The sequence below is a fragment of the Variovorax sp. OK605 genome (genome assembly GCF_900115445.1).
Lineage (GTDB): Bacteria > Pseudomonadota > Gammaproteobacteria > Burkholderiales > Burkholderiaceae_C > Variovorax.
In genome coordinates, this window is sequence record NZ_FOWL01000029.1 from 18,597 (window position 1) to 35,788 (window position 17,192).

General features: G+C 66.7%; 19 protein-coding genes and 3 tRNA genes. 16 read left to right on the plus strand and 6 right to left on the minus strand.

All coding sequences use genetic code 11. From position 1 onward, the window contains the following. Positions 1-116: 116 nt before the first annotated feature. The 5 genes from BM013_RS38745 to BM013_RS38765 all read left to right on the plus strand — a co-directional run bounded on the left by BM013_RS38745 (position 117) and on the right by BM013_RS38765 (position 3,583). The gene (locus BM013_RS38745; RefSeq protein ID WP_093135742.1) at positions 117-1,178 is read left to right on the plus strand and encodes an aldo/keto reductase; all 1,062 of its coding nucleotides are present in this window, start codon (positions 117-119) and stop codon (positions 1,176-1,178) included. Positions 1,179-1,239: 61 nt separating this feature from the next. Then, positions 1,240-1,731 carry an aminoacyl-tRNA deacylase gene (locus tag BM013_RS38750; RefSeq protein ID WP_093135745.1) on the plus strand — a complete coding sequence of 164 codons (492 nt, stop codon included), beginning with the start codon at positions 1,240-1,242 and terminating at the stop codon, positions 1,729-1,731. Between the two features lie 8 nt (positions 1,732-1,739). Beyond that, positions 1,740-2,546, plus strand: a complete 807-nt coding sequence (locus tag BM013_RS38755) for a DUF6348 family protein (protein WP_093135747.1) — start codon at positions 1,740-1,742, stop codon at positions 2,544-2,546. 30 nt (positions 2,547-2,576) lie between these two features. Continuing rightward, positions 2,577-3,215 (plus strand): glycerol-3-phosphate 1-O-acyltransferase PlsY, encoded by a 639-nt coding sequence (gene plsY, locus BM013_RS38760; RefSeq protein ID WP_093135750.1) that lies wholly within the window; start codon positions 2,577-2,579, stop codon positions 3,213-3,215. A gap of 14 nt (positions 3,216-3,229) precedes the next feature. Then, a complete protein-coding gene (locus tag BM013_RS38765; RefSeq protein WP_093135752.1) occupies positions 3,230-3,583 on the plus strand; it encodes a RidA family protein in 354 nt (117 codons plus the stop codon). 52 nt (positions 3,584-3,635) lie between these two features. On the opposite strand, the gene BM013_RS38770 is transcribed toward BM013_RS38765, so the two are convergent. Next, positions 3,636-4,307 (minus strand): retropepsin-like aspartic protease family protein, encoded by a 672-nt coding sequence (locus BM013_RS38770; RefSeq protein ID WP_371281815.1) that lies wholly within the window; start codon positions 4,305-4,307, stop codon positions 3,636-3,638. Positions 4,308-4,317: 10 nt separating this feature from the next. Continuing rightward, positions 4,318-4,803: a YajQ family cyclic di-GMP-binding protein gene (locus tag BM013_RS38775; protein ID WP_093051716.1), complete on the minus strand. Its 486-nt coding sequence runs from the start codon at positions 4,801-4,803 to the stop codon at positions 4,318-4,320. Positions 4,804-4,848: 45 nt separating this feature from the next. Between BM013_RS38775 and murB the strand changes: the two genes are divergently transcribed. Together murB and BM013_RS38785 are read left to right on the plus strand one after the other, a co-directional pair. Next, on the plus strand, positions 4,849-5,901 hold the full coding sequence (gene murB / locus BM013_RS38780) for a UDP-N-acetylmuramate dehydrogenase (protein WP_093135755.1): 1,053 nt from the start codon (positions 4,849-4,851) through the stop codon (positions 5,899-5,901). Positions 5,902-5,905: 4 nt separating this feature from the next. Further along, on the plus strand, positions 5,906-6,754 hold the full coding sequence (locus tag BM013_RS38785; RefSeq protein WP_093135757.1) for a glycine-rich domain-containing protein: 849 nt from the start codon (positions 5,906-5,908) through the stop codon (positions 6,752-6,754). A 102-nt stretch (positions 6,755-6,856) separates the two neighbouring features. Here BM013_RS38785 and argG read toward each other — a convergent pair whose 3' ends face one another. The 4 genes from argG to BM013_RS38805 all read right to left on the minus strand — a co-directional run bounded on the left by argG (position 6,857) and on the right by BM013_RS38805 (position 9,831). Further along, positions 6,857-8,197 (minus strand): argininosuccinate synthase, encoded by a 1,341-nt coding sequence (gene argG / locus BM013_RS38790; RefSeq protein WP_093135759.1) that lies wholly within the window; start codon positions 8,195-8,197, stop codon positions 6,857-6,859. A gap of 168 nt (positions 8,198-8,365) precedes the next feature. After that, the gene (locus tag BM013_RS38795; protein ID WP_093135761.1) at positions 8,366-8,692 is read right to left on the minus strand and encodes a pyrimidine/purine nucleoside phosphorylase; all 327 of its coding nucleotides are present in this window, start codon (positions 8,690-8,692) and stop codon (positions 8,366-8,368) included. A 124-nt stretch (positions 8,693-8,816) separates the two neighbouring features. Continuing rightward, a complete protein-coding gene (locus BM013_RS38800) occupies positions 8,817-9,419 on the minus strand; it encodes a glycine zipper 2TM domain-containing protein (RefSeq protein WP_093135763.1) in 603 nt (200 codons plus the stop codon). Positions 9,420-9,477: 58 nt separating this feature from the next. Beyond that, the gene (locus BM013_RS38805) at positions 9,478-9,831 is read right to left on the minus strand and encodes an ArsC family reductase (protein WP_093135765.1); all 354 of its coding nucleotides are present in this window, start codon (positions 9,829-9,831) and stop codon (positions 9,478-9,480) included. Between the two features lie 36 nt (positions 9,832-9,867). Between BM013_RS38805 and folC the strand changes: the two genes are divergently transcribed. From folC to BM013_RS38850, 9 genes are all read left to right on the plus strand, one after another. Further along, on the plus strand, positions 9,868-11,175 hold the full coding sequence (gene folC, locus BM013_RS38810) for a bifunctional tetrahydrofolate synthase/dihydrofolate synthase (RefSeq protein WP_093135768.1): 1,308 nt from the start codon (positions 9,868-9,870) through the stop codon (positions 11,173-11,175). A gap of 73 nt (positions 11,176-11,248) precedes the next feature. Continuing rightward, entirely contained in the window at positions 11,249-12,142 is an 894-nt protein-coding gene (locus BM013_RS38815; protein ID WP_093135771.1) for an SPOR domain-containing protein, read from the plus strand. A gap of 18 nt (positions 12,143-12,160) precedes the next feature. Beyond that, entirely contained in the window at positions 12,161-12,646 is a 486-nt protein-coding gene (locus BM013_RS38820) for a CvpA family protein (RefSeq protein WP_093135773.1), read from the plus strand. Positions 12,647-12,658: 12 nt separating this feature from the next. Beyond that, positions 12,659-14,164, plus strand: a complete 1,506-nt coding sequence (purF, locus tag BM013_RS38825) for an amidophosphoribosyltransferase (RefSeq protein WP_093135776.1) — start codon at positions 12,659-12,661, stop codon at positions 14,162-14,164. Between the two features lie 19 nt (positions 14,165-14,183). Beyond that, complete coding sequence (locus BM013_RS38830) at positions 14,184-15,407, plus strand: O-succinylhomoserine sulfhydrylase (RefSeq protein WP_093135779.1); 1,224 nt, start codon at positions 14,184-14,186, stop codon at positions 15,405-15,407. A 3-nt stretch (positions 15,408-15,410) separates the two neighbouring features. Then, on the plus strand, positions 15,411-16,799 hold the full coding sequence (gene gltX, locus BM013_RS38835; protein WP_093135782.1) for a glutamate--tRNA ligase: 1,389 nt from the start codon (positions 15,411-15,413) through the stop codon (positions 16,797-16,799). A gap of 34 nt (positions 16,800-16,833) precedes the next feature. Further along, a tRNA-Ala gene (locus BM013_RS38840) sits at positions 16,834-16,909 on the plus strand. A 55-nt stretch (positions 16,910-16,964) separates the two neighbouring features. Further along, positions 16,965-17,040, plus strand: a tRNA-Glu gene (locus tag BM013_RS38845). Between the two features lie 69 nt (positions 17,041-17,109). Then, a tRNA-Asp gene (locus tag BM013_RS38850) sits at positions 17,110-17,186 on the plus strand. The last annotated feature ends 6 nt before the right edge of the window (positions 17,187-17,192 follow it).

Below are 17,192 nucleotides of genomic sequence, written 5' to 3' on the forward strand. Positions count from 1 at the left end.
CCTTTGGGCTGACGCAGTCCGGCACACGACAGCCGGCGCGTGCGGCGTGGACATGGGCGCTCAGGTTTTGCGCCGGCCGCCAGCAGCTTGCCGGGGAGGGCGGTAGCATCCCGCGCATGAAAAAGATCCAACTCGGTCAAAGCGACCTGCACGTCACCCCGATCTGCCTCGGCACCATGACCTTCGGCGAACAGGTCGACGAGCCCACCTCCCATGCCATCCTGAGCCGCTCGCTCGAGCGCGGCGTCGATTTCATCGACACCGCCGAGATGTACTCGGTGCCCACGCGCAAGGAAACCTACAGCGTCACCGAGACCATCATCGGCAACTGGTTCGCCGCCAACCCCGGCGCGCGCGAGAAGCTGGTGGTGGCCACCAAGGTGGCCGGCCCGTCGCGCAACATGCCATGGGTGCGCGAAGGCTCGGGCATGACGGCCGCCGACATCGAGGCCTCGTGCAACGCCAGCCTCAAGCGCCTGAAGACCGACGTGATCGACCTCTACCAGATCCACTGGCCCGAGCGCCACGTGCCGCTGTTCGGCAACATGTACTACGACCCGGCCAAGGAAACGTCGAAGACGCCGATCCACGAGCAACTCGAGGCGCTGGGCAAGCTGGTGAAGGCCGGCAAGGTGCGCGCCATCGGCCTGTCGAACGAAACGCCCTACGGCGTGCACGAGTTCGTGCGCCTGGCCGAACAGCACGGCCTGCCGCGTGTGGCCACGGTGCAGAACGTGTACAGCCTGGTCAGCCGGGCCCACGAAAATGGCCTGGACGAGACCATGCACCGCCTGAACGTGTCGCTGCTGGCCTATTCGCCGCTGGCCTTCGGCCTGTTGACGGGCAAGTACGACCAGAGCGGCATCGACGGCCCCGACGCCCCGAAGGGCGCGCGCATCTCGAGCTACGAGTCGGTGCGCAAGCAGCGCTGGGGCAAGCCCGATTCGCTGCGCGCCGCCAAGCGCTACAACCAGCTCGCGCGCGACAACGGCATGACGCCCACGCAGATGGCGCTGGCCTTCTGCTACACCAAGTGGCAGGTGGCGAGCACCATCATCGGCGTGACTTCGGTGGCGCAGCTGGACGAAGACCTGGACGTGTACGGCACCACCTTGTCGCCGGAAGTGCTGGCGGAAATCGACAAGATCCGCCTGGAAATCCGCGACCCGGCGGCGTGAGCGCAGCGCCGCGCCGCCCCGAGCAAGCGCATACCGGAGTGCGAAGCACGAAGCTACTTCAATGAGCAAGAAGACCCACGTCTCGGAAACGCCCGCAACCCAGCTGTTGCGGGCGAACAAGGTCGCTTTCACCGAGCATCCCTACGAATACATGGAACACGGCGGCGCGCAACGCGGCGCCGAGATGCTGGGGCTCGACCCGTTCACCGTCATCAAGACGCTGGTGATGCAGGACCAGGACGCCAAACCGCTCATCGTGCTGATGCACGGCAACCGCACGGTGTCGACCAAGAACCTGGCGCGGCAGATCGACGCCAAATCGGTCGAGCCGTGCAAGCCCGAGGTCGCGCAGCGCCACAGCGGGTACATGGTGGGCGGCACCTCGCCGTTCGGCACGCGGCGCGAGATGCCGGTGTACGTGGAGGCGACCGTGCTCGAGCTGCCGCGGATCGTGCTCAACGGCGGGCGGCGCGGCTACCTGATCGGCATCGATCCGCAGGTGTGCGTGGCGCTGCTGGGCGCCACGCCCGTTCAATGTGCGCTGGCAGAATAGCCGGCGCCATGACATTCCCGTCTTCCGACTACTTTCCTTCGCGGCTGGCCGGCAACCCGGGCCAGGGCGCGTCGTTCGAAATGTCGTACCGCAACGACGAGCGCAGCTGGAGCGAGACGGTCGACCTGTCGGCCATGCTGCTCGAGACGCTCGCGGCGCGCGGCCATGAAGGCCGGCTGGAGCGCGAGGGCTGGGTCGTGCTGTCCGACGGGCTGTGGCTGCTGCCGCAGATACTGAGCCTGTCGGTCGAGTCCGGCGACAAGGCGACCAGCTCGACCACCATCGAGGTGGCGCACGAGCAACTGCTGCCAGGCGGCACCTTCGAGTTCCAGCATTCCGCGGGCGGCAACGCCACCGATACCTTGGCCAGCGGCTTCGACCTGTGGGCCCAGGTGGACCTGGTCGTGTACCAGGACGCGCTGCGCAAGGAGCTCGGCCATTGCACGTCGATGGAGATGAACTGGCAGGAAGGCCGCGCGCGGCGCGTGCTGTTCGGCCCCGTGGCGCACCGCATGGCCCACCCCGAGATCGAGGCGAACGAAGAGCATCCGTTTTGCCCCTGCTGCCTCTTCACCAACACCTGGGACGCCTTCAGGCCGCAGATCGAATCGGACGCGGTGTACGGCGTGCGCCTGTACGCCGCGCGCGATTCACAGGGCCAGGTGCAGGCCGACTGCCGCGTCAACGGCGAAGACTGGCCGGCCGGCGCCGATGCGCTGCGCGCCTATGTGACACAGTGGCCCGACCGCGGTTTCGAGTTTCGCAAGCAGTATGTTGTGATCCAATCGCCGCCCCAGGCGGTCGTCGCCGAATAAGAACAACTTTCCCCCCCGCGGAGTGCCGTCTTGAGTTTCACCTTGCCTTCCCTCATCGCCATCGTGGTGTCGTACCTGATCGGCTCGCTGTCCTTCGCGGTCATCGTGAGCAAGACGCTCGGCATGGCCGACCCGCGCAGCTACGGCAGCAAGAACCCCGGCGCCACCAACGTGCTGCGCTCGGGCAACAAGGGCGCGGCGCTGGCCACGCTGCTGCTCGACGCGCTCAAGGGCTGGGTGCCGGTGTTCCTGATTCACCAGTTCGGCGCGCAGTGGGGCCTGGGGGCGGGCGTGGCCGCGCTCGCGGGCCTGGCGGCGTTTCTCGGCCACCTGTACCCGGTGTTCTTCGGTTTCCAGGGCGGCAAGGGCGTGGCCACGGCGGCCGGCGTGCTGGTGGGCATTGCGCCGCTGCTGGGGCTGGCGACCGGCGTGACCTGGCTGATCATCGCGGTCTTCTTCCGCTATTCGTCGCTGTCGTCGCTGGTGGCCGCCTTCTTTGCACCGGCCTACTATCTGATCGGCGGCGGCATCGCCTGGCCGCTCGACCGCACGGTGCTCATCGCCCTCATCGTCATGAGCCTGCTGCTGTTCTGGCGGCACCGCGAAAACATCCGCCGGCTCGCGGCCGGCACCGAGTCGAAGCTCGGCGCCAAGAAGAAACAAGACTGAAAGAAAGAAACACCATGGCTTCCATCACCCGCTACCACGTCGGCCCGCGCCTCTCGGAAACGGCCGTGCACAACGGCACCGTCTACCTTGCCGGCCAGGTGCCCGACGACACCACGGAAGACATCCGCGGCCAGACCGCGCAGGTGCTCGCCATGGTCGACCGCCTGCTGGCCGAGGCCGGCAGCGACAAGTCGCGCATTCTCATGACGCAGATCTTCCTGGCCGACATCGGCGACATCACGGCCATGAACGAGGTGTGGGACGCGTGGATTCCGGCCGGCAGCACGCCGCCGCGCGCGACCGTGCAGGCCAAGATGGCCAACGCGGCCTACAAGATCGAGATCGTGGTGACGGCCGCGCAGGCCTGATTCACCGGACGGCCGCTGGAAGAAGGCCGCCAGAAGAAGGCGGCCGGAAAGCTCAGTACCGCTTTTCCAGGACCATCTGGTCCGCGTCGCGGCGCATGGAGAAGCGGTTGATGAAGCTGTTGCCCAGCAGCACGAAGGGCATGGCCTGCGGCGAGACGATGGCGTCGACGTCGTAGACCTCCACATCGCCCACGCGCACCGACTGCAGGCGCAGCCGGTAGCCCGGCGCCTGCCCGTTGGCGGTGTTCATGACGACGCGCTGGCCCTTGCTGTAGTCGAGGCCGATGCGCTGGGCGTCGTCGGCCGACAGCGCAATCGCGGTTGCACCCGTGTCGAGCATGAAGGTGACCGGGCGGCCGTTGATGGCGCCTTGCGTCATGAAGTGCCCGCGGCTGTCCGCCGAAAGCACCACGCGGCTGCCGCCACCGCCCAGGCTGACGCCGCCGCTGATGCTGACCGGCGTGTCCATGCGCAGGTTGACGCGCTTGCCCTCGAGTTCGACCACGGCCTGCTCGGCCTGCAGCGACACGAGCTTCACGCCCTGGTAGGTCTCGCCGACAGCCACCGTCTTGGGCGGGTTGTCGTTCACGATCAGGATCGCGCGGCTGCCGATGCTGCCGGTCAGGGTGACCGAGCTGGCGGCATGCACCGCGGCTGCGGCGGCCAGCAGTTGCACTGCGACAGCAGCAATCCGCAGATGCTTCGCCGCGGCGAACGCTTTCATGCGCCGGGGCTCAGTCGCGGAAGTTGTTGAACGTGAGCGGCATGTCCGGCACGTCCTTCTTGATCAGGGCCATGGCGGCCTGCAGGTCGTCGCGCTTGGCGCCGGTGATGCGCACCGCGTCGCCCTGGATCGCGGCCTGCACCTTGAGCTTGCTGTCCTTGACGATGCGGGTGATCTTCTTGGCCTGCTCGCTCTCGATGCCGCTCTTGACCTTGATGACCTGCTTGACCTTGTCGCCGCCCATCTTCTGGACGTCGCCCTTGTCGAGGAAGCGCACGTCGACGCTGCGCTTGGTGAGCTTGCTGCGCAGGATGTCTTCGACCTGCACGAGCTGGAACTCGGCGTCACCGATCATGGTGATCTCCTTGTCCTTGAGCTCGACGGCGGCGGCCGTGCCCTTGAAATCGAAGCGCGTGCCGATTTCCTTGGCGGTGTTCTCGACCGCATTCTTCACTTCGGGCAGATTGGGCTCGCAGACGGTATCGAAGGACGGCATGGACTCTCTCCTGAATTCACTGGTGCTGGATGCGACAATTCTCCCATGATCGTGGAGTCCAACGTCCCGCTGCAGCCCTACAACAGCTTCGGCATCGTCGCGCGTGCGCAGCATCTGGCGCGCATCGCCAGCGAGGCCGACCTTGTCGCGCTGCACGCCGACGCAACCTGGCACGACGCGCCGCGTTTCGTGCTGGGCGGCGGCAGCAACATCGTGATCACGGGCGACGTCAAGCAACTGGTGCTGAAGATCGAGATCAAGGGCCTGCGGCTGGTGGAAGAAACCCCGCGCGCCTGGATCGTCGAGGCCGGCGCCGGCGAGATCTGGCACGACGCCGTCGAATGGATGGTGCGCAACGGCTGTCCGGGCCTCGAGAACCTGGCCCTGATCCCGGGCACCGTGGGTGGCGCGCCGGTGCAGAACATCGGTGCCTACGGGGTCGAATTGCAGGACCGCTTCGAGTCGCTCGACGCCTACGACCTGGAAACCGGCCGCAGCTTCACGCTCGACGCCGCGCAATGCGCCTTCGGCTACCGCGATTCGGTGTTCAAGCACGTGCGCAGCGGCCCGAACGATTTCGGCCTTGCGGGCCGGGCGGTGATCACCCGCGTGCGGTTCCGCCTGCCCAAGCCGTGGAAGGCCGTGGTCGGCTACCTCGACCTGGAACGCAAGATGGAAGAAACCGGCAACTTCACGCCGGACGCGCAGGACATCTTCGACTGGATCTGCGCCATCCGCCGTGCCAAGCTGCCCGACTGGCGCGTGCTGGGCAATGCCGGCAGCTTCTTCAAGAACCCGACGGTCACGCCCGAGCAGTGCGCCGACATCATCGCGCGCGACCCCAAGATCGTTCACTACCCGATGGACGACGGCACCATCAAGCTGGCGGCCGGCTGGCTCATCGACGCCTGCGGCTGGAAGGGCAAGTCGGTGGGCAACGCCGGCGTGTACGAGCGCCAGGCGCTGGTGCTGGTGAACCGCGGCGGCCGCGAGAACCCGGTCACGGGCGGCGAGGTGATGACCCTGGCCAAGGCGATCCAGACCAGCGTGTACGAGCGCTTCGGCATCCGGCTGGAGCCGGAACCGGTGGTCGTCTGACGGCATGGATCTCGACTTCCTGCCGCTGAATTTCCGCCGCCGCATCGGCTCGCTGGTGTGGGCCCGCCGGGCGGTGCCGCTGGTGGCGCTGCTCGCGCTGTTCCTGGGATCGCGCCGCTGGGGCTCGGTGGTGGCCGTGATCGTGGTGGCGCTGCTGTTCTCGGCGGTGCTCAAGTTTCTCGAGACCAGCCTGCGGCGCCAGTTCATCCGCGAGGCGCGGCTGCCGCCCTTCCTCATCGGCAAGCTGCGCGAGGCGCACCCGCAACTGAGCCGGCGCGACGCCGAACTGGTGCTGCGCGGCCTGCGCCAGTTCTTCATGGCGCACCTGCGCAGCGACCGCAAGTTCGTGGCCATGCCCTCGAAGGTGGTCGACACGGCGTGGCACGAGTTCATCCTGCACACGCAGGGCTACCAGAACTGGTGCAACGCGGCCTTCGGCCGCATGCTCCACCACAGCCCGGCCGAGGTGCTGGGGCGCGACCCGAAGCGCAACGACGGCCTGCGCCGCACGTGGTACTGGGCCTGCAAGGAAGAGAGCATCGATCCGCGCAAGCCGGCGCGGCTGCCGCTGCTGTTTGCGCTGGACATCAAGTTCGCCGTGGCGGGCGGTTTCCAGTACGTGCCCGACTGCCACGCGGTCGAGCGCCACATCGGCTCCGACGCGCATTGCGGCACCAGCTTCGGTGATTCGTCTTCGTCGGACGGCGGCAGCGCGGGCGATGCGGGCGGGTTCGGCGGCAGCGAATCGAGCAGCTCCAGCGGCGGCGGTGACGGCGGCTCCAGCGACGGTGGCGGTTCGTCGGACGGCGGCGGTGGGTGCGGCGGCGGCTGCGGCGGAGGCGGCGGGGACTGACGCCGCGCCGCATTCACAGCACGCGCAGCAGCATCCACAAAGAAAACGGGCCCCGAAGGGCCCGTTGTCATTCGCATCTGCCCGGAAGGGCAGGGTGCGCGATCAGCTCGCGTCGCCGTCGTTCGTGAGCTTCGGCAGCGAAGCGCCTTCGTTCGACGACAGCAGGCCGACCTGCGTGTAGATCGCCAGCTTCTCGCGCGTGTCGACGATGTCCAGGTTGCGCATCGTGAGCTGGCCGATGCGGTCCAGCGGCGTGAACGCGCCCTCGACCTTTTCCATGCTCAGGCGCTCGGGCTTGTAGGTCAGGTTGGCCGACTCGGTGTTCATGATCGAGTAGTCGTTGCCGCGGCGCAGCTCGACGGTCACTTCGCCGGTGATGGCGCGCGCCACCCAGCGTTGCGCCGTCTCGCGCAGCATGATGGCCTGCGGGTCGAACCAGCGGCCCTGGTACAGCAGGCGGCCCAGGCGGCGGCCGTTGTCGCGGTACTGCTCGATGGTGTCTTCGTTGTGGATGCCGGTGACCAGGCGCTCGTAGGCGATGAACAGCAGCGCGAGGCCGGGGGCTTCGTAGATGCCGCGGCTCTTGGCTTCGATGATGCGGTTCTCGATCTGGTCGCTCATGCCCAGGCCGTGGCGCCCGCCGATGCGGTTGGCTTCCAGGATCAACTCGACCAGGTTCGTGTAGCGCACGCCGTTCAGCGCCACCGGCACGCCTTCTTCGAAGCGCACCGACACGGTTTCGCGCTTCACTTCGACTTCGTCCTTCCAGAACGCCACGCCCATGATGGGCTGCACGATCTGGATGCCGCTGTTCAGGTGCTCGAGATCCTTGGCCTCGTGCGTGGCGCCGAGCATGTTCGAGTCGGTCGAGTAGGCCTTCTCGGACGACATCTTGTAGGCGAAGCCGGCCTGCTGCATGAACGCCGACATTTCGGCGCGCCCGCCCAGCTCGTCGATGAAGACCTGGTCGAGCCAGGGCTTGTAGATCTTCAGGTTGGGGTTGGTCAGCAGGCCGTAGCGGTAGAAGCGCTCGATGTCGTTGCCCTTGTAGGTGCTGCCGTCGCCCCAGATGTGGACGTCGTCTTCCTTCATGGCCGACACCAGCATCGTGCCGGTCACGGCGCGGCCCAGCGGCGTGGTGTTGAAGTAGGTGACGCCGGCGGTGGTCACGTGGAAGGCGCCGGCCTGCAGGGCGGCGATGCCTTCGTTGGCCAACTGCACGCGACAGTCGATCAGGCGGGCGTTCTCGGCGCCGTAGAGCATCGCCTTGCGCGGGATCTCGTCGTAGTCGGGCTCGTCGGGCTGGCCGAGGTTGGCGGTGTAGGCGTAGGGAATCGCGCCCTTGTTGCGCATCCAGTGGAGCGCCGCGCTGGTGTCCAGGCCGCCCGAGAAGGCGATGCCGACCTTCTGGCCGGCGGGAACGTTTTGGAGAATGGTCGACATGGTGAGAGTTCCGTTGGTGGTGGCGCGATTCAATGGTTCATGACATTCGTGGCACGACTCTGTGCCGTGGATACCGTGGATGCCGTGAAATTGGCTTCGCCGGGCCACCGGTATCGCCCCCTGCAAGGGGTTTGGAGAAGCGACACGAAGTGCGCGAAGCCTGGGGCTTTACCCAAAATGGCAGATGTAGCTGTAGGGCTCGCCGCTCACGCGGATCTGGAAACTCGAGTTGCCGGGAATGCTGAACTTCTGGCCGGGGCCCGAGGCGATCCACTCGGTGGTGCCCGCGAGCTGGTATTCGCAGCTGCCGCCGGCGCCTTCCATGATTTCAGGAGCGCCGGTGTTGAAGGTGAGGGTGGACGGCATGATCACGCCGACCGATTTCTTGGTGCCGTCCGCGAGCGTGAGGCCGTGGCTCACGCACTTGCCGTCGAAGTACACATTGGCCTTGGTGGCCACTGCGGCGCTGTTGATTGTGTCGGTAGTCGTCGTCATTGGGTGGCGCCGGCGCGCTGGCGGTCGGCGAATCGAGGACGCACCGCACCAGCGGCGCACCCGTCAAGGGTTGGAAAAGTCCTCGATTTTAGGGGCTTGGCCGGCGCGCGCCGCCGGCCGGTGCTCAGCGGTGCCAGCCGCGGTAGCCGCCACCCCAGCCGCCACGGCCGTAGTAGCCGCCGCCGCCCCAGCCCCGCGAGTAGCCGAGGTTCAGCGAAATGCCCACCGGCGGGTAGGCGTACGGATAGGCATACGGGTAGCTGTAGGCGGGTTGCACGTACACCGGGGCGGCGTACACAGGCGCCTGCTGGTAGACCGGCGCGGGTGCGTTGGAGACCACCACGCCCGGCTCGGGTACCACGTTGTCCCACGGCGAGCCGCTTGGTTGCTGGGGATAGCCGCCGCTGGCCTCGACCGGGTAGGTCTGCACCCGCGACTGCGGCGCCACGGGCAAGGTGGTCGCGCCGGCGGTGACGCCGTAGGTGCTGGCCTGGATCGGAATGGTCGCGCCGGGCCGGCTGTTCATGCGGGTGGTGTACTGGCGCCCGTTGAATTCGTAGGTGACGTTGTAGTTGACGTCGCTGCCGGTCGTTTCGCGGATCGGAGTGGCGGAAATCACGCGGGCCTGAACCACCTGGTTCTGTTGGGCATGCACGAGCCCGGTGCCCGCCGCCAGCGCGCCGGTCACGCAAAGGCCGGCCAGGGTGCGAAAAACGTGTTTGTTCATGGTGTGTCTCTCCTGCAGATGGCGGTTTGACGCCCGCCGACAGGGCGGGTTCCAGGGTTTACACGGCGTTGACAGCCCAGGCGTCGGCGTCGAATCCGGTGGTCACCGGTGTTTTCGGGCCCCAGTCGACCACCGGGCGCTTGATGAGGCTGGGGTTCGCCAGCAGCACCGGGCGGGCGGAGGCGGCGTCGACCACGCCCTCGCGGATGGCCTCTTCGAGCTTGCGCCAGGTCGTGCCCTTGCGGTTGACCAGGGCCTCCCAGCCGGGCTTCTTCAGCCACTGGTCGAGCTCGGCCTCGGGCACGCCCTGTTTCTTGAAATCGTGGAAGGTGTAAGCGACGCCATGCTCGTCGAGCCAGGTGCGGGCGCGCTTGACGGTGTCGCAGTTCGGAATGCCGTATAGGGTTGTCATGGCCGCGATGATGCCCCGGCCGGCAGGTCGGCGACAATGCCCGCCTCCATGGAAACCCTTAACGACTGGCTCGCGCGCGCCGAGCAACTCCATCCCAAGAACATCGAGCTGGGACTCGAGCGTGCCAAAGAGATGGCGCAGCGCCTCGGCCTGCGCTTCGACTGCCCCGTCATCACGGTGGCGGGCACCAACGGCAAGGGCTCGACCTGCGCCATGCTCGAATCGATCCTGACGCATGCCGGCTACCGCACGGCGGTGTTCACCTCGCCCCACCTGGTGCGCTTCGAAGAGCGGCTGCGGCTGCAGGGCGAAGCGGTCGATGCTGCCAAATTGATAGCAAGCTTCGAGGTGGTGGAGGAGGTGCGCGGTGACCTGAGCCTCACGTACTTCGAGTTCACGACGCTCGGCATCCTGCATTGCATGATCGAGCAGAAGCCCGACGTGGCGATCCTCGAAGTCGGCCTGGGCGGCCGCCTCGACGCGGTGAACATCATCGACGCCGACTGCGCGGTCATCACCAGCATCGACCTCGACCACATGGAATACCTCGGCCCCGACCGCGAGAGCATCGGCTTCGAGAAGGCCGGCATCATGCGCGCCGGCAAGCCCGCCATCGTGAGCGACCCGATGCCGCCGCAGAGCGTCATCGACCATGCCAACGCCATCGGCGCCGATCTCTGGCGCTTCGGACACGATTTCAATGTCTCCGGCGACAAGCAGCAGTGGGGCTGGTCGGGCCGCGGCCGGCGCTACAGCGGGCTGGCATACCCGGCGCTGCGCGGTGCCAACCAGCTCATCAACGCGGCGGGCGTGCTCGCGGCGCTCGAAGCGGTGCGCCCGCAACTGCCGATCACGGCGCAGGCCGTGCGCAACGGGCTGGCCATGGTCGAGCTGCCGGGCCGCTTCCAGATCGTGCCGGGCGAACCCTCGCTGGTGCTCGACGTGGCGCACAACGCGCACGCCGTCGCCGCGCTGGCCGAGAACCTCGACGCGATGGGCTTCTTCCCCACCACGCACGGCGTGTTCGGCGTCATGGCGGACAAGGACCTGGCACCCATTCTGGCGCGCATCGGGCCGCTGATCGACCGCTGGTACTTCACCGACCTGCCCACGCCGCGCGCCGCCAAGGGGGCCGATCTGCTGGCCGCCTGGCAGGCGCAGAACACGCGCGCGGACGCCTCGGGCAGCGTGCATGCGAACCCCATGGACGCGTTGCGCGCAGCCATCGAGCACGCGGACCCCACTGATAGAATCGTCGTCTTCGGATCGTTCTTCACCGTGGGTGGCGTGCTCGAAAACGGCACCCCCCGGCTGCAAGCCAAACACCTGCTGCCAGGCGGCTGATCGTCGGGCTGTCCACACACCCATCCGGCACATCGGGCACCACCTCGCTGCACTCCTTCAGGGATCGAACTTCATGGCGTTTTTCAAGTTCCGCACGCGCGGCCCACAAGGCAACGAAGGACGCAGCGCCCCGGCTGCAGTGCCGGCGGAAAGTGTCGAATCCATGCGTCGGCGTGCGCGCCATCGGCTGCTCGGCGCCGCGGTGCTGGTGCTGCTCGGCGTGATCGGGTTTCCGTTGCTCTTCGATACACAACCGCGCCCCGTGGCGGTCGACATCCCGATCGAGATTCCCGACCGCAACAAGGTCAAGCCGCTGCCCGTGCCCGCCACGCCGGCCCCCGCGACCAGCAGCGCGCCCGCTGCGCCCGACACCGGCTCGCGCGTGGCCTCGGCCTCGTCGAGCGGCGGCATGATCACCGAGAGCGCCGACGGCACCGAGATCGAGTCCGGCAAGCCGGCCGCCACCACGCCGCCGCCCGCCGAGCGCAAGCCGGAGCCGAAGCCCGAACCCAAGCCGCAGGCCAAGCCCGAGCCCAAGCCCGAAGCGAAGGTCGAGCACAAGCCTGAGCCGAAGCCCGAGGCCAAGCCGAAGCCTGAACCCAAGGAACCCAAGGAAACCAAGCCCGAACCGAAGCCCAAGACGGCTTCCGCGGACGACGGCGCGCGTGCCCGCGCACTGCTCGAAGGCAAGCCCATCAACGCAGCCGCCGCGGCCCCCAAGGCTTCCGACGACGCTGCCGGCCGCTTCGTGGTGCAGGTCGGCGCCTTCGCCGATGCCGACAAGGCGCGCGAAGTGCGCCAGAAGCTCGAGCGCGCCGGTCTCAAGACCTATGTGCACGTGGCCAAGACGGCCGACGGCGAACGCACGCGTGTGCGTGTCGGCCCGTTCAGCTCGCGTGCCGAGGCCGACCGCGCGGCGGAAAAGGTCAAGGGCTTGTCTTTGTCGGCCGCGATCCTCACGTTGTAAGCACCGCTGCCTGTCGCCGTGGCCTTGCTCGACTGGATCGCCGTCGCGCTCATCGGGGTGTCGATGCTGTTCGGCCTGATGCGCGGACTGGTGTTCGAGGTGATCTCGCTGATCGGCTGGGTGGCCGCATTCGTCGCCGCCCAGTGGCTGGCTTCCGGCGTGGCGGCATGGCTGCCGTTCGGCGATCCGCAGGCGGCGTGGCGTTACCCGCTGGCCTTCGTGCTGGTGTTCGTGGCGGTGGTGTTCGGCGTGGGCCTGGTGGCCGCGCTGACGCGCAAGTTGATCACGGTCGTGGGTCTGCGGCCGGTGGACCGGATTTTGGGAGCAGCGTTCGGAGCGGCGCGGGGTGCGGTGGCCCTGCTCGTGCTGGCCGTCGTTGTTCATTTGCTGGTGTTGAGCGACAGTGCCTGGTGGCACGAATCGCGCAGCGCCGTTGTTCTCGATGCGGCACTGCAGGGCTTGAAACCCGCGCTGCCTGAAAAGTTGGCAAGCTACCTGCCCTGAGAGGAATCGTTCATGTGTGGAATCGTCGGCGTTGTCAGCAACGCACCCGTCAACCAGTTGCTCTATGACGCACTGCTGCTGTTGCAGCATCGCGGCCAGGATGCGGCCGGCATCGTGACCTTGCTGGAACGCAAGTTCTTCATGCACAAGGCCAAGGGCATGGTGCGCGACGTGTTCCGCACGCGCAACATGCGCGCGCTGCCGGGCAACGTGGGCCTGGGCCAGGTGCGCTACCCGACCGCCGGCAATGCCTACAGCGAAGAAGAGGCGCAGCCCTTCTACGTGAACGCGCCGTTCGGCATCGTGCTCGTGCACAACGGCAACCTCACCAACGCGCACGCGCTGCGCGACGAGCTGTCGTCCACCGACCACCGCCACACCAACACCGAGAGCGACTCCGAAGTGCTGCTCAACGTGCTGGCGCACGAACTCGAGCGCTCGTCGCGCGGCGTGCCGCTGCATCCGGCGGAGATCTTCGAGTCGGTGAAGAGCATGCACAAGCGCCTGCGCGGCTCGTACGCCGTGGTGTCGCTCATCGCGGGCCACGGCCTGCTGGCCTTTCGCGACCCGTACGGCATCCGCCCGCTGTGCATGGGCCGCAACCCGGCCGACGGCACCGTGATGATCGCCAGCGAATCGGTGGCGCTCGAAGGCTCGGGCCATGTGTTCGAGCGCAACATCGAACCCGGCGAAGCCGTGTTCGTCGACCTGCAAGGCAAGGTGCATTCGATGCAGTGCGCCGAGTCGCCCAGCCTCAACCCCTGCATCTTCGAGTTCGTGTACCTCGCGCGCCCGGACTCGGTGCTCGACGGCATCTCGGTCTACCAGGCGCGCCTGAACCTGGGCGAAACGCTGGCCAAGCGCGTGGTCTCGACCGTGCCGCCGAACCAGATCGACGTGATCATCCCGATTCCCGAGTCCAGCCGCCCGAGCGCCACGCAGCTCGCGCACCTGCTGGGTGTGCCGTACCGCGAAGGCTTCGTGAAGAACCGCTACGTGGGCCGCACCTTCATCATGCCGGGGCAGGGCGTGCGCAAGAAGTCGGTGCGCCAGAAGCTCAACGCCATCGCGAGCGAGTTCAAGGGCCGCAACGTGCTGCTGGTCGACGACTCGATCGTGCGCGGCACCACCAGCCAGGAAATCGTGCAGATGGCGCGTGACGCCGGTGCCCGCAAGGTCTACCTGGCCAGCGCCGCGCCGCCGGTGCGCTACCCCAACGTCTACGGCATCGACATGCCGACCAAGGGCGAGCTGGTCGCGCACGACCGTACGGTGGAACAGATCCGCGAACTCATCGGCTGCGACGCGCTGATCTACCAGGACGTCGACGCCATGAAGCGCGCCATCGGCTCGCTCAACCCCAAGCTCGCCGGCTTCGACGCCTCGTGCTTCGACGGCGTGTACGTGACGGGCGACATCGACACCGAGGCCATCTCGCGCATGAACGGCAACCGCCCCCGCATCGAAGAGACCGAGGAAGATTCTTCGCGTCTCGCGCTGCCCAACCCCAGCGAATGAACTCCGGGAGAGAACACCTGTGAGCGACGAACGCACCCTGCCGCCCGGCCTGCATCCCGACACGCTCGCGTTGCGCACCGGCCTCGCGCCCAGCCAGTACGGCGAGCATTCCGACGCGCTGTTCCTGACCAGCGGTTTCGTGCAGCCCGATGCCGAGACCTCGATGCGCCGCTTTGCGGGCACCGAACCGGGCTTCACCTATTCGCGCACCTCGAACCCGACGGTGACCAGCTTCGAGCAGCGCATTGCGGCGCTCGAAGGCACCGAGGCGGCAATTGCCGCGTCGACCGGCATGGGCGCGATCCTCATGATGTGCATGGGCCTGCTGAAGGCCGGTGACCACGTGATCTGCTCGCGCTCGGTGTTCGGCTCCACGCTGAACCTGTTCGGCAAGGAGTTCGCCAAGTTCGGCGTCGAGACCACCTTCGTGTCGCAGACCGACGTGGCCGAATGGCGCGCGGCCGTCAAGCCCAGCACCAAGCTGTTGTTCGCCGAGACGCCGACCAACCCGCTGACCGAGGTCTGCGACATCCGCGCGCTGGCCGACGTGGCGCACGCCGCGGGCGCGCTGCTGGCGGTCGACAACTGCTTCTGCACGCCGATCCTGCAACGCCCGGCGTCGCTGGGCGCCGACCTCGTCATCCACTCGGGCACCAAGCACCTCGACGGCCAGGGCCGCGTGATGGCGGGCGCGATCTGCGGGCCTTCGAAACTCATCGTCGACGTGTTCGGCCCCGTGGTGCGCACCGCCGGCATGGCGCTGGCGCCGTTCAATGCGTGGGTCGTGCTCAAGGGCATCGAGACGCTCGGCGTGCGCATGAAGGCGCATTGCGCCAATGCGCTCGACGTGGCGCAGTGGCTCGAAAAGCAGCCCGGCATCGCCCGTGTGTACTACCCGGGCCTTGCATCGCATGCGCAGCATGAGCTGGCCATGCAGCAGCAGTCGGGGCAGGGCGGGGCGGTGGTGTCGTTCGACGTGGTCGGCGACACGCCCGAAACCGCGCGCGCCAACGCGTTCCACGTGATCAACAGCACGCGCGTGGTGAGCGTTGCCACCAACCTCGGCGACGTGAAGACCATCATCACGCACCCCGGCACCACCTCGCACGGCCGCCTGACCGAGGCGCAGCGCCAGGCCGCCGGCATCGGCCAGGGACTGATCCGCCTCGCCGTCGGCCTCGAGCATGCAGAAGACATCAAGGCCGACCTCGCGCGCGGCCTGGGCACCCTGAATTCCATATAAAAAATGACCGGCAAAGTACGCACCCGCATCGCACCGTCCCCCACGGGTTTCCTTCACCTCGGCACGGCGCGCACCGCGCTGTATTCGTGGGCTTACGCACGCCACTACGGCGGTGAGTTCGTTTTGCGTATCGAGGACACCGACGTAGCCCGCTCCACGCAGGACTCGACCGACCAGATCCTCGCGTCGATGCACTGGCTCGGCCTCGACTACAACGAAGGCCCGATCTACCAGATGCAGCGCCTGGAGCGCTACCGCGAAGTCATCGCGCAAATGTTGAAAGCCGGCACGGCGTACCACTGCTATTGCACGCCGGCCGAGCTCGACGAAATGCGCGAGGCACAACGCGCGCGCGGCGAGAAGACGCTGTACGACCGCCGCTGGCGTCCCGAGCCGGGCAAGGCGTTGCCGCCCGTACCCGAAGGCGTGCCGCCGGTGGTGCGCTTCTGCAATCCGCCCGAAGGCGACGTGACGTGGAACGACCTCGTGAAGGGTGAGATCACCATCAACAACCGCGAGATCGACGACCTGATCATCCTGCGACCCGACGGTGTGCCCACGTACAACTTCGCGGTGGTGGTCGACGACTGGGACATGAACATCACGCACGTGTTCCGCGGCGACGAGCACATCAACAACACGCCGTGGCAGATCAACATCTTCCGCGCGCTCGGTGCATCGCTGCCCGAGTTCGGCCACGTGCCGGTGATTCTTGGCGACGACGGTCAGAAGCTCTCGAAGCGCCGCGGCGCCGTGAGCGTCACTGCCTACGAAGACAACGGCTACCTGCCGGAGGCCATGCTGAACTACCTCGCGCGCCTGGGCTGGAGCCACGGCGACGACGAGCTGTTCACGCGCGAACAGATGGTGAGCTGGTTCGACGGCTCGCATCTCTCGAAGAGCCCCGCGCAGTGGGACGCTGCGAAGCTTGCGTGGGTGAATGCGCAGTACATCAAGGCGAAGAGCGGTGACGAGCTCGCGCCGCTTGTTGCAGCACAGTTGCAAAAGCGCGGCATCGTTGCCGACGAGCGTTTGCCTGCTATCTGCGCGTTGTTCAAGGACCGCTGCGACACCACGGTGGCACTCGCCGACTGGGCCACCGCGTTCTATGCGGACATCCAAGTGAGCGATGCGGATCGCGCACAACACATCACCGATGCAGTGAAGCCCGCAATTGCAACGCTTGCAGAAAAATTGATGACTGCGACATGGGATAAGCCCTCAATCGCAGGTATCATCAAGGAAGTGCTTGCGACACACGCATTAAAAATGCCAGTGTTAGCGATGCCAGTACGAGTGCTTGTGATGGGAACATCGCAGACACCGTCCCTCGATTCAGTCCTCGAGATTTTTTCAAAAGAAAAAGTTCTCGAAAGATTGAAAAAGGCCTGATAAACGGGCTATAATTCGAGGCTCGACACCCACAGGGGGTATAGCTCAGCTGGGAGAGCGCTTGCATGGCATGCAAGAGGTCATCGGTTCGATCCCGTTTACCTCCACCATTAAGTGTCGAGAGAAGAAGATAAGTGCTGATCGCAGCACGGTTCCTAAGGTTTTGACCCTATCGTCTAGAGGCCTAGGACACCACCCTTTCACGGTGGCTACCGGGGTTCGAATCCCCGTAGGGTCGCCAGTTTCACGCAAGTGAAGCAGGCACGAGTTGTCAACACTCGGCTTCGCAAGAAGCGAACGTTGTCTACCAGGAGTGGTAGTTCAGTTGGTTAGAATACCGGCCTGTCACGCCGGGGGTCGCGGGTTCGAGTCCCGTCCACTCCGCCAGTCAGA

What these genes read in the sequence shown, in the direction of transcription:
- BM013_RS38755 (WP_093135747.1), top strand. Translation starts at nt 1,740, where the DNA reads ATGACATTCCCGTCTTCCGACTACTTTCCTTCGCGGCTGGCCGGCAAC.
- BM013_RS38795 (WP_093135761.1), bottom strand. Translation starts at nt 8,692, where the DNA reads ATGACGACGACTACCGACACAATCAACAGCGCCGCAGTGGCCACCAAG.
- murB (WP_093135755.1), top strand. Translation starts at nt 4,849, where the DNA reads ATGATCGTGGAGTCCAACGTCCCGCTGCAGCCCTACAACAGCTTCGGC.
- BM013_RS38765 (WP_093135752.1), top strand. Translation starts at nt 3,230, where the DNA reads ATGGCTTCCATCACCCGCTACCACGTCGGCCCGCGCCTCTCGGAAACG.
- BM013_RS38785 (WP_093135757.1), top strand. Translation starts at nt 5,906, where the DNA reads ATGGATCTCGACTTCCTGCCGCTGAATTTCCGCCGCCGCATCGGCTCG.
- gltX (WP_093135782.1), top strand. Translation starts at nt 15,411, where the DNA reads ATGACCGGCAAAGTACGCACCCGCATCGCACCGTCCCCCACGGGTTTC.
- BM013_RS38815 (WP_093135771.1), top strand. Translation starts at nt 11,249, where the DNA reads ATGGCGTTTTTCAAGTTCCGCACGCGCGGCCCACAAGGCAACGAAGGA.
- BM013_RS38770 (WP_371281815.1), bottom strand. Translation starts at nt 4,307, where the DNA reads ATGAAAGCGTTCGCCGCGGCGAAGCATCTGCGGATTGCTGCTGTCGCA.
- BM013_RS38805 (WP_093135765.1), bottom strand. Translation starts at nt 9,831, where the DNA reads ATGACAACCCTATACGGCATTCCGAACTGCGACACCGTCAAGCGCGCC.
- BM013_RS38800 (WP_093135763.1), bottom strand. Translation starts at nt 9,419, where the DNA reads ATGAACAAACACGTTTTTCGCACCCTGGCCGGCCTTTGCGTGACCGGC.
- folC (WP_093135768.1), top strand. Translation starts at nt 9,868, where the DNA reads ATGCCCGCCTCCATGGAAACCCTTAACGACTGGCTCGCGCGCGCCGAG.
- purF (WP_093135776.1), top strand. Translation starts at nt 12,659, where the DNA reads ATGTGTGGAATCGTCGGCGTTGTCAGCAACGCACCCGTCAACCAGTTG.
- argG (WP_093135759.1), bottom strand. Translation starts at nt 8,197, where the DNA reads ATGTCGACCATTCTCCAAAACGTTCCCGCCGGCCAGAAGGTCGGCATC.
- BM013_RS38775 (WP_093051716.1), bottom strand. Translation starts at nt 4,803, where the DNA reads ATGCCGTCCTTCGATACCGTCTGCGAGCCCAATCTGCCCGAAGTGAAG.
- BM013_RS38745 (WP_093135742.1), top strand. Translation starts at nt 117, where the DNA reads ATGAAAAAGATCCAACTCGGTCAAAGCGACCTGCACGTCACCCCGATC.
- BM013_RS38750 (WP_093135745.1), top strand. Translation starts at nt 1,240, where the DNA reads ATGAGCAAGAAGACCCACGTCTCGGAAACGCCCGCAACCCAGCTGTTG.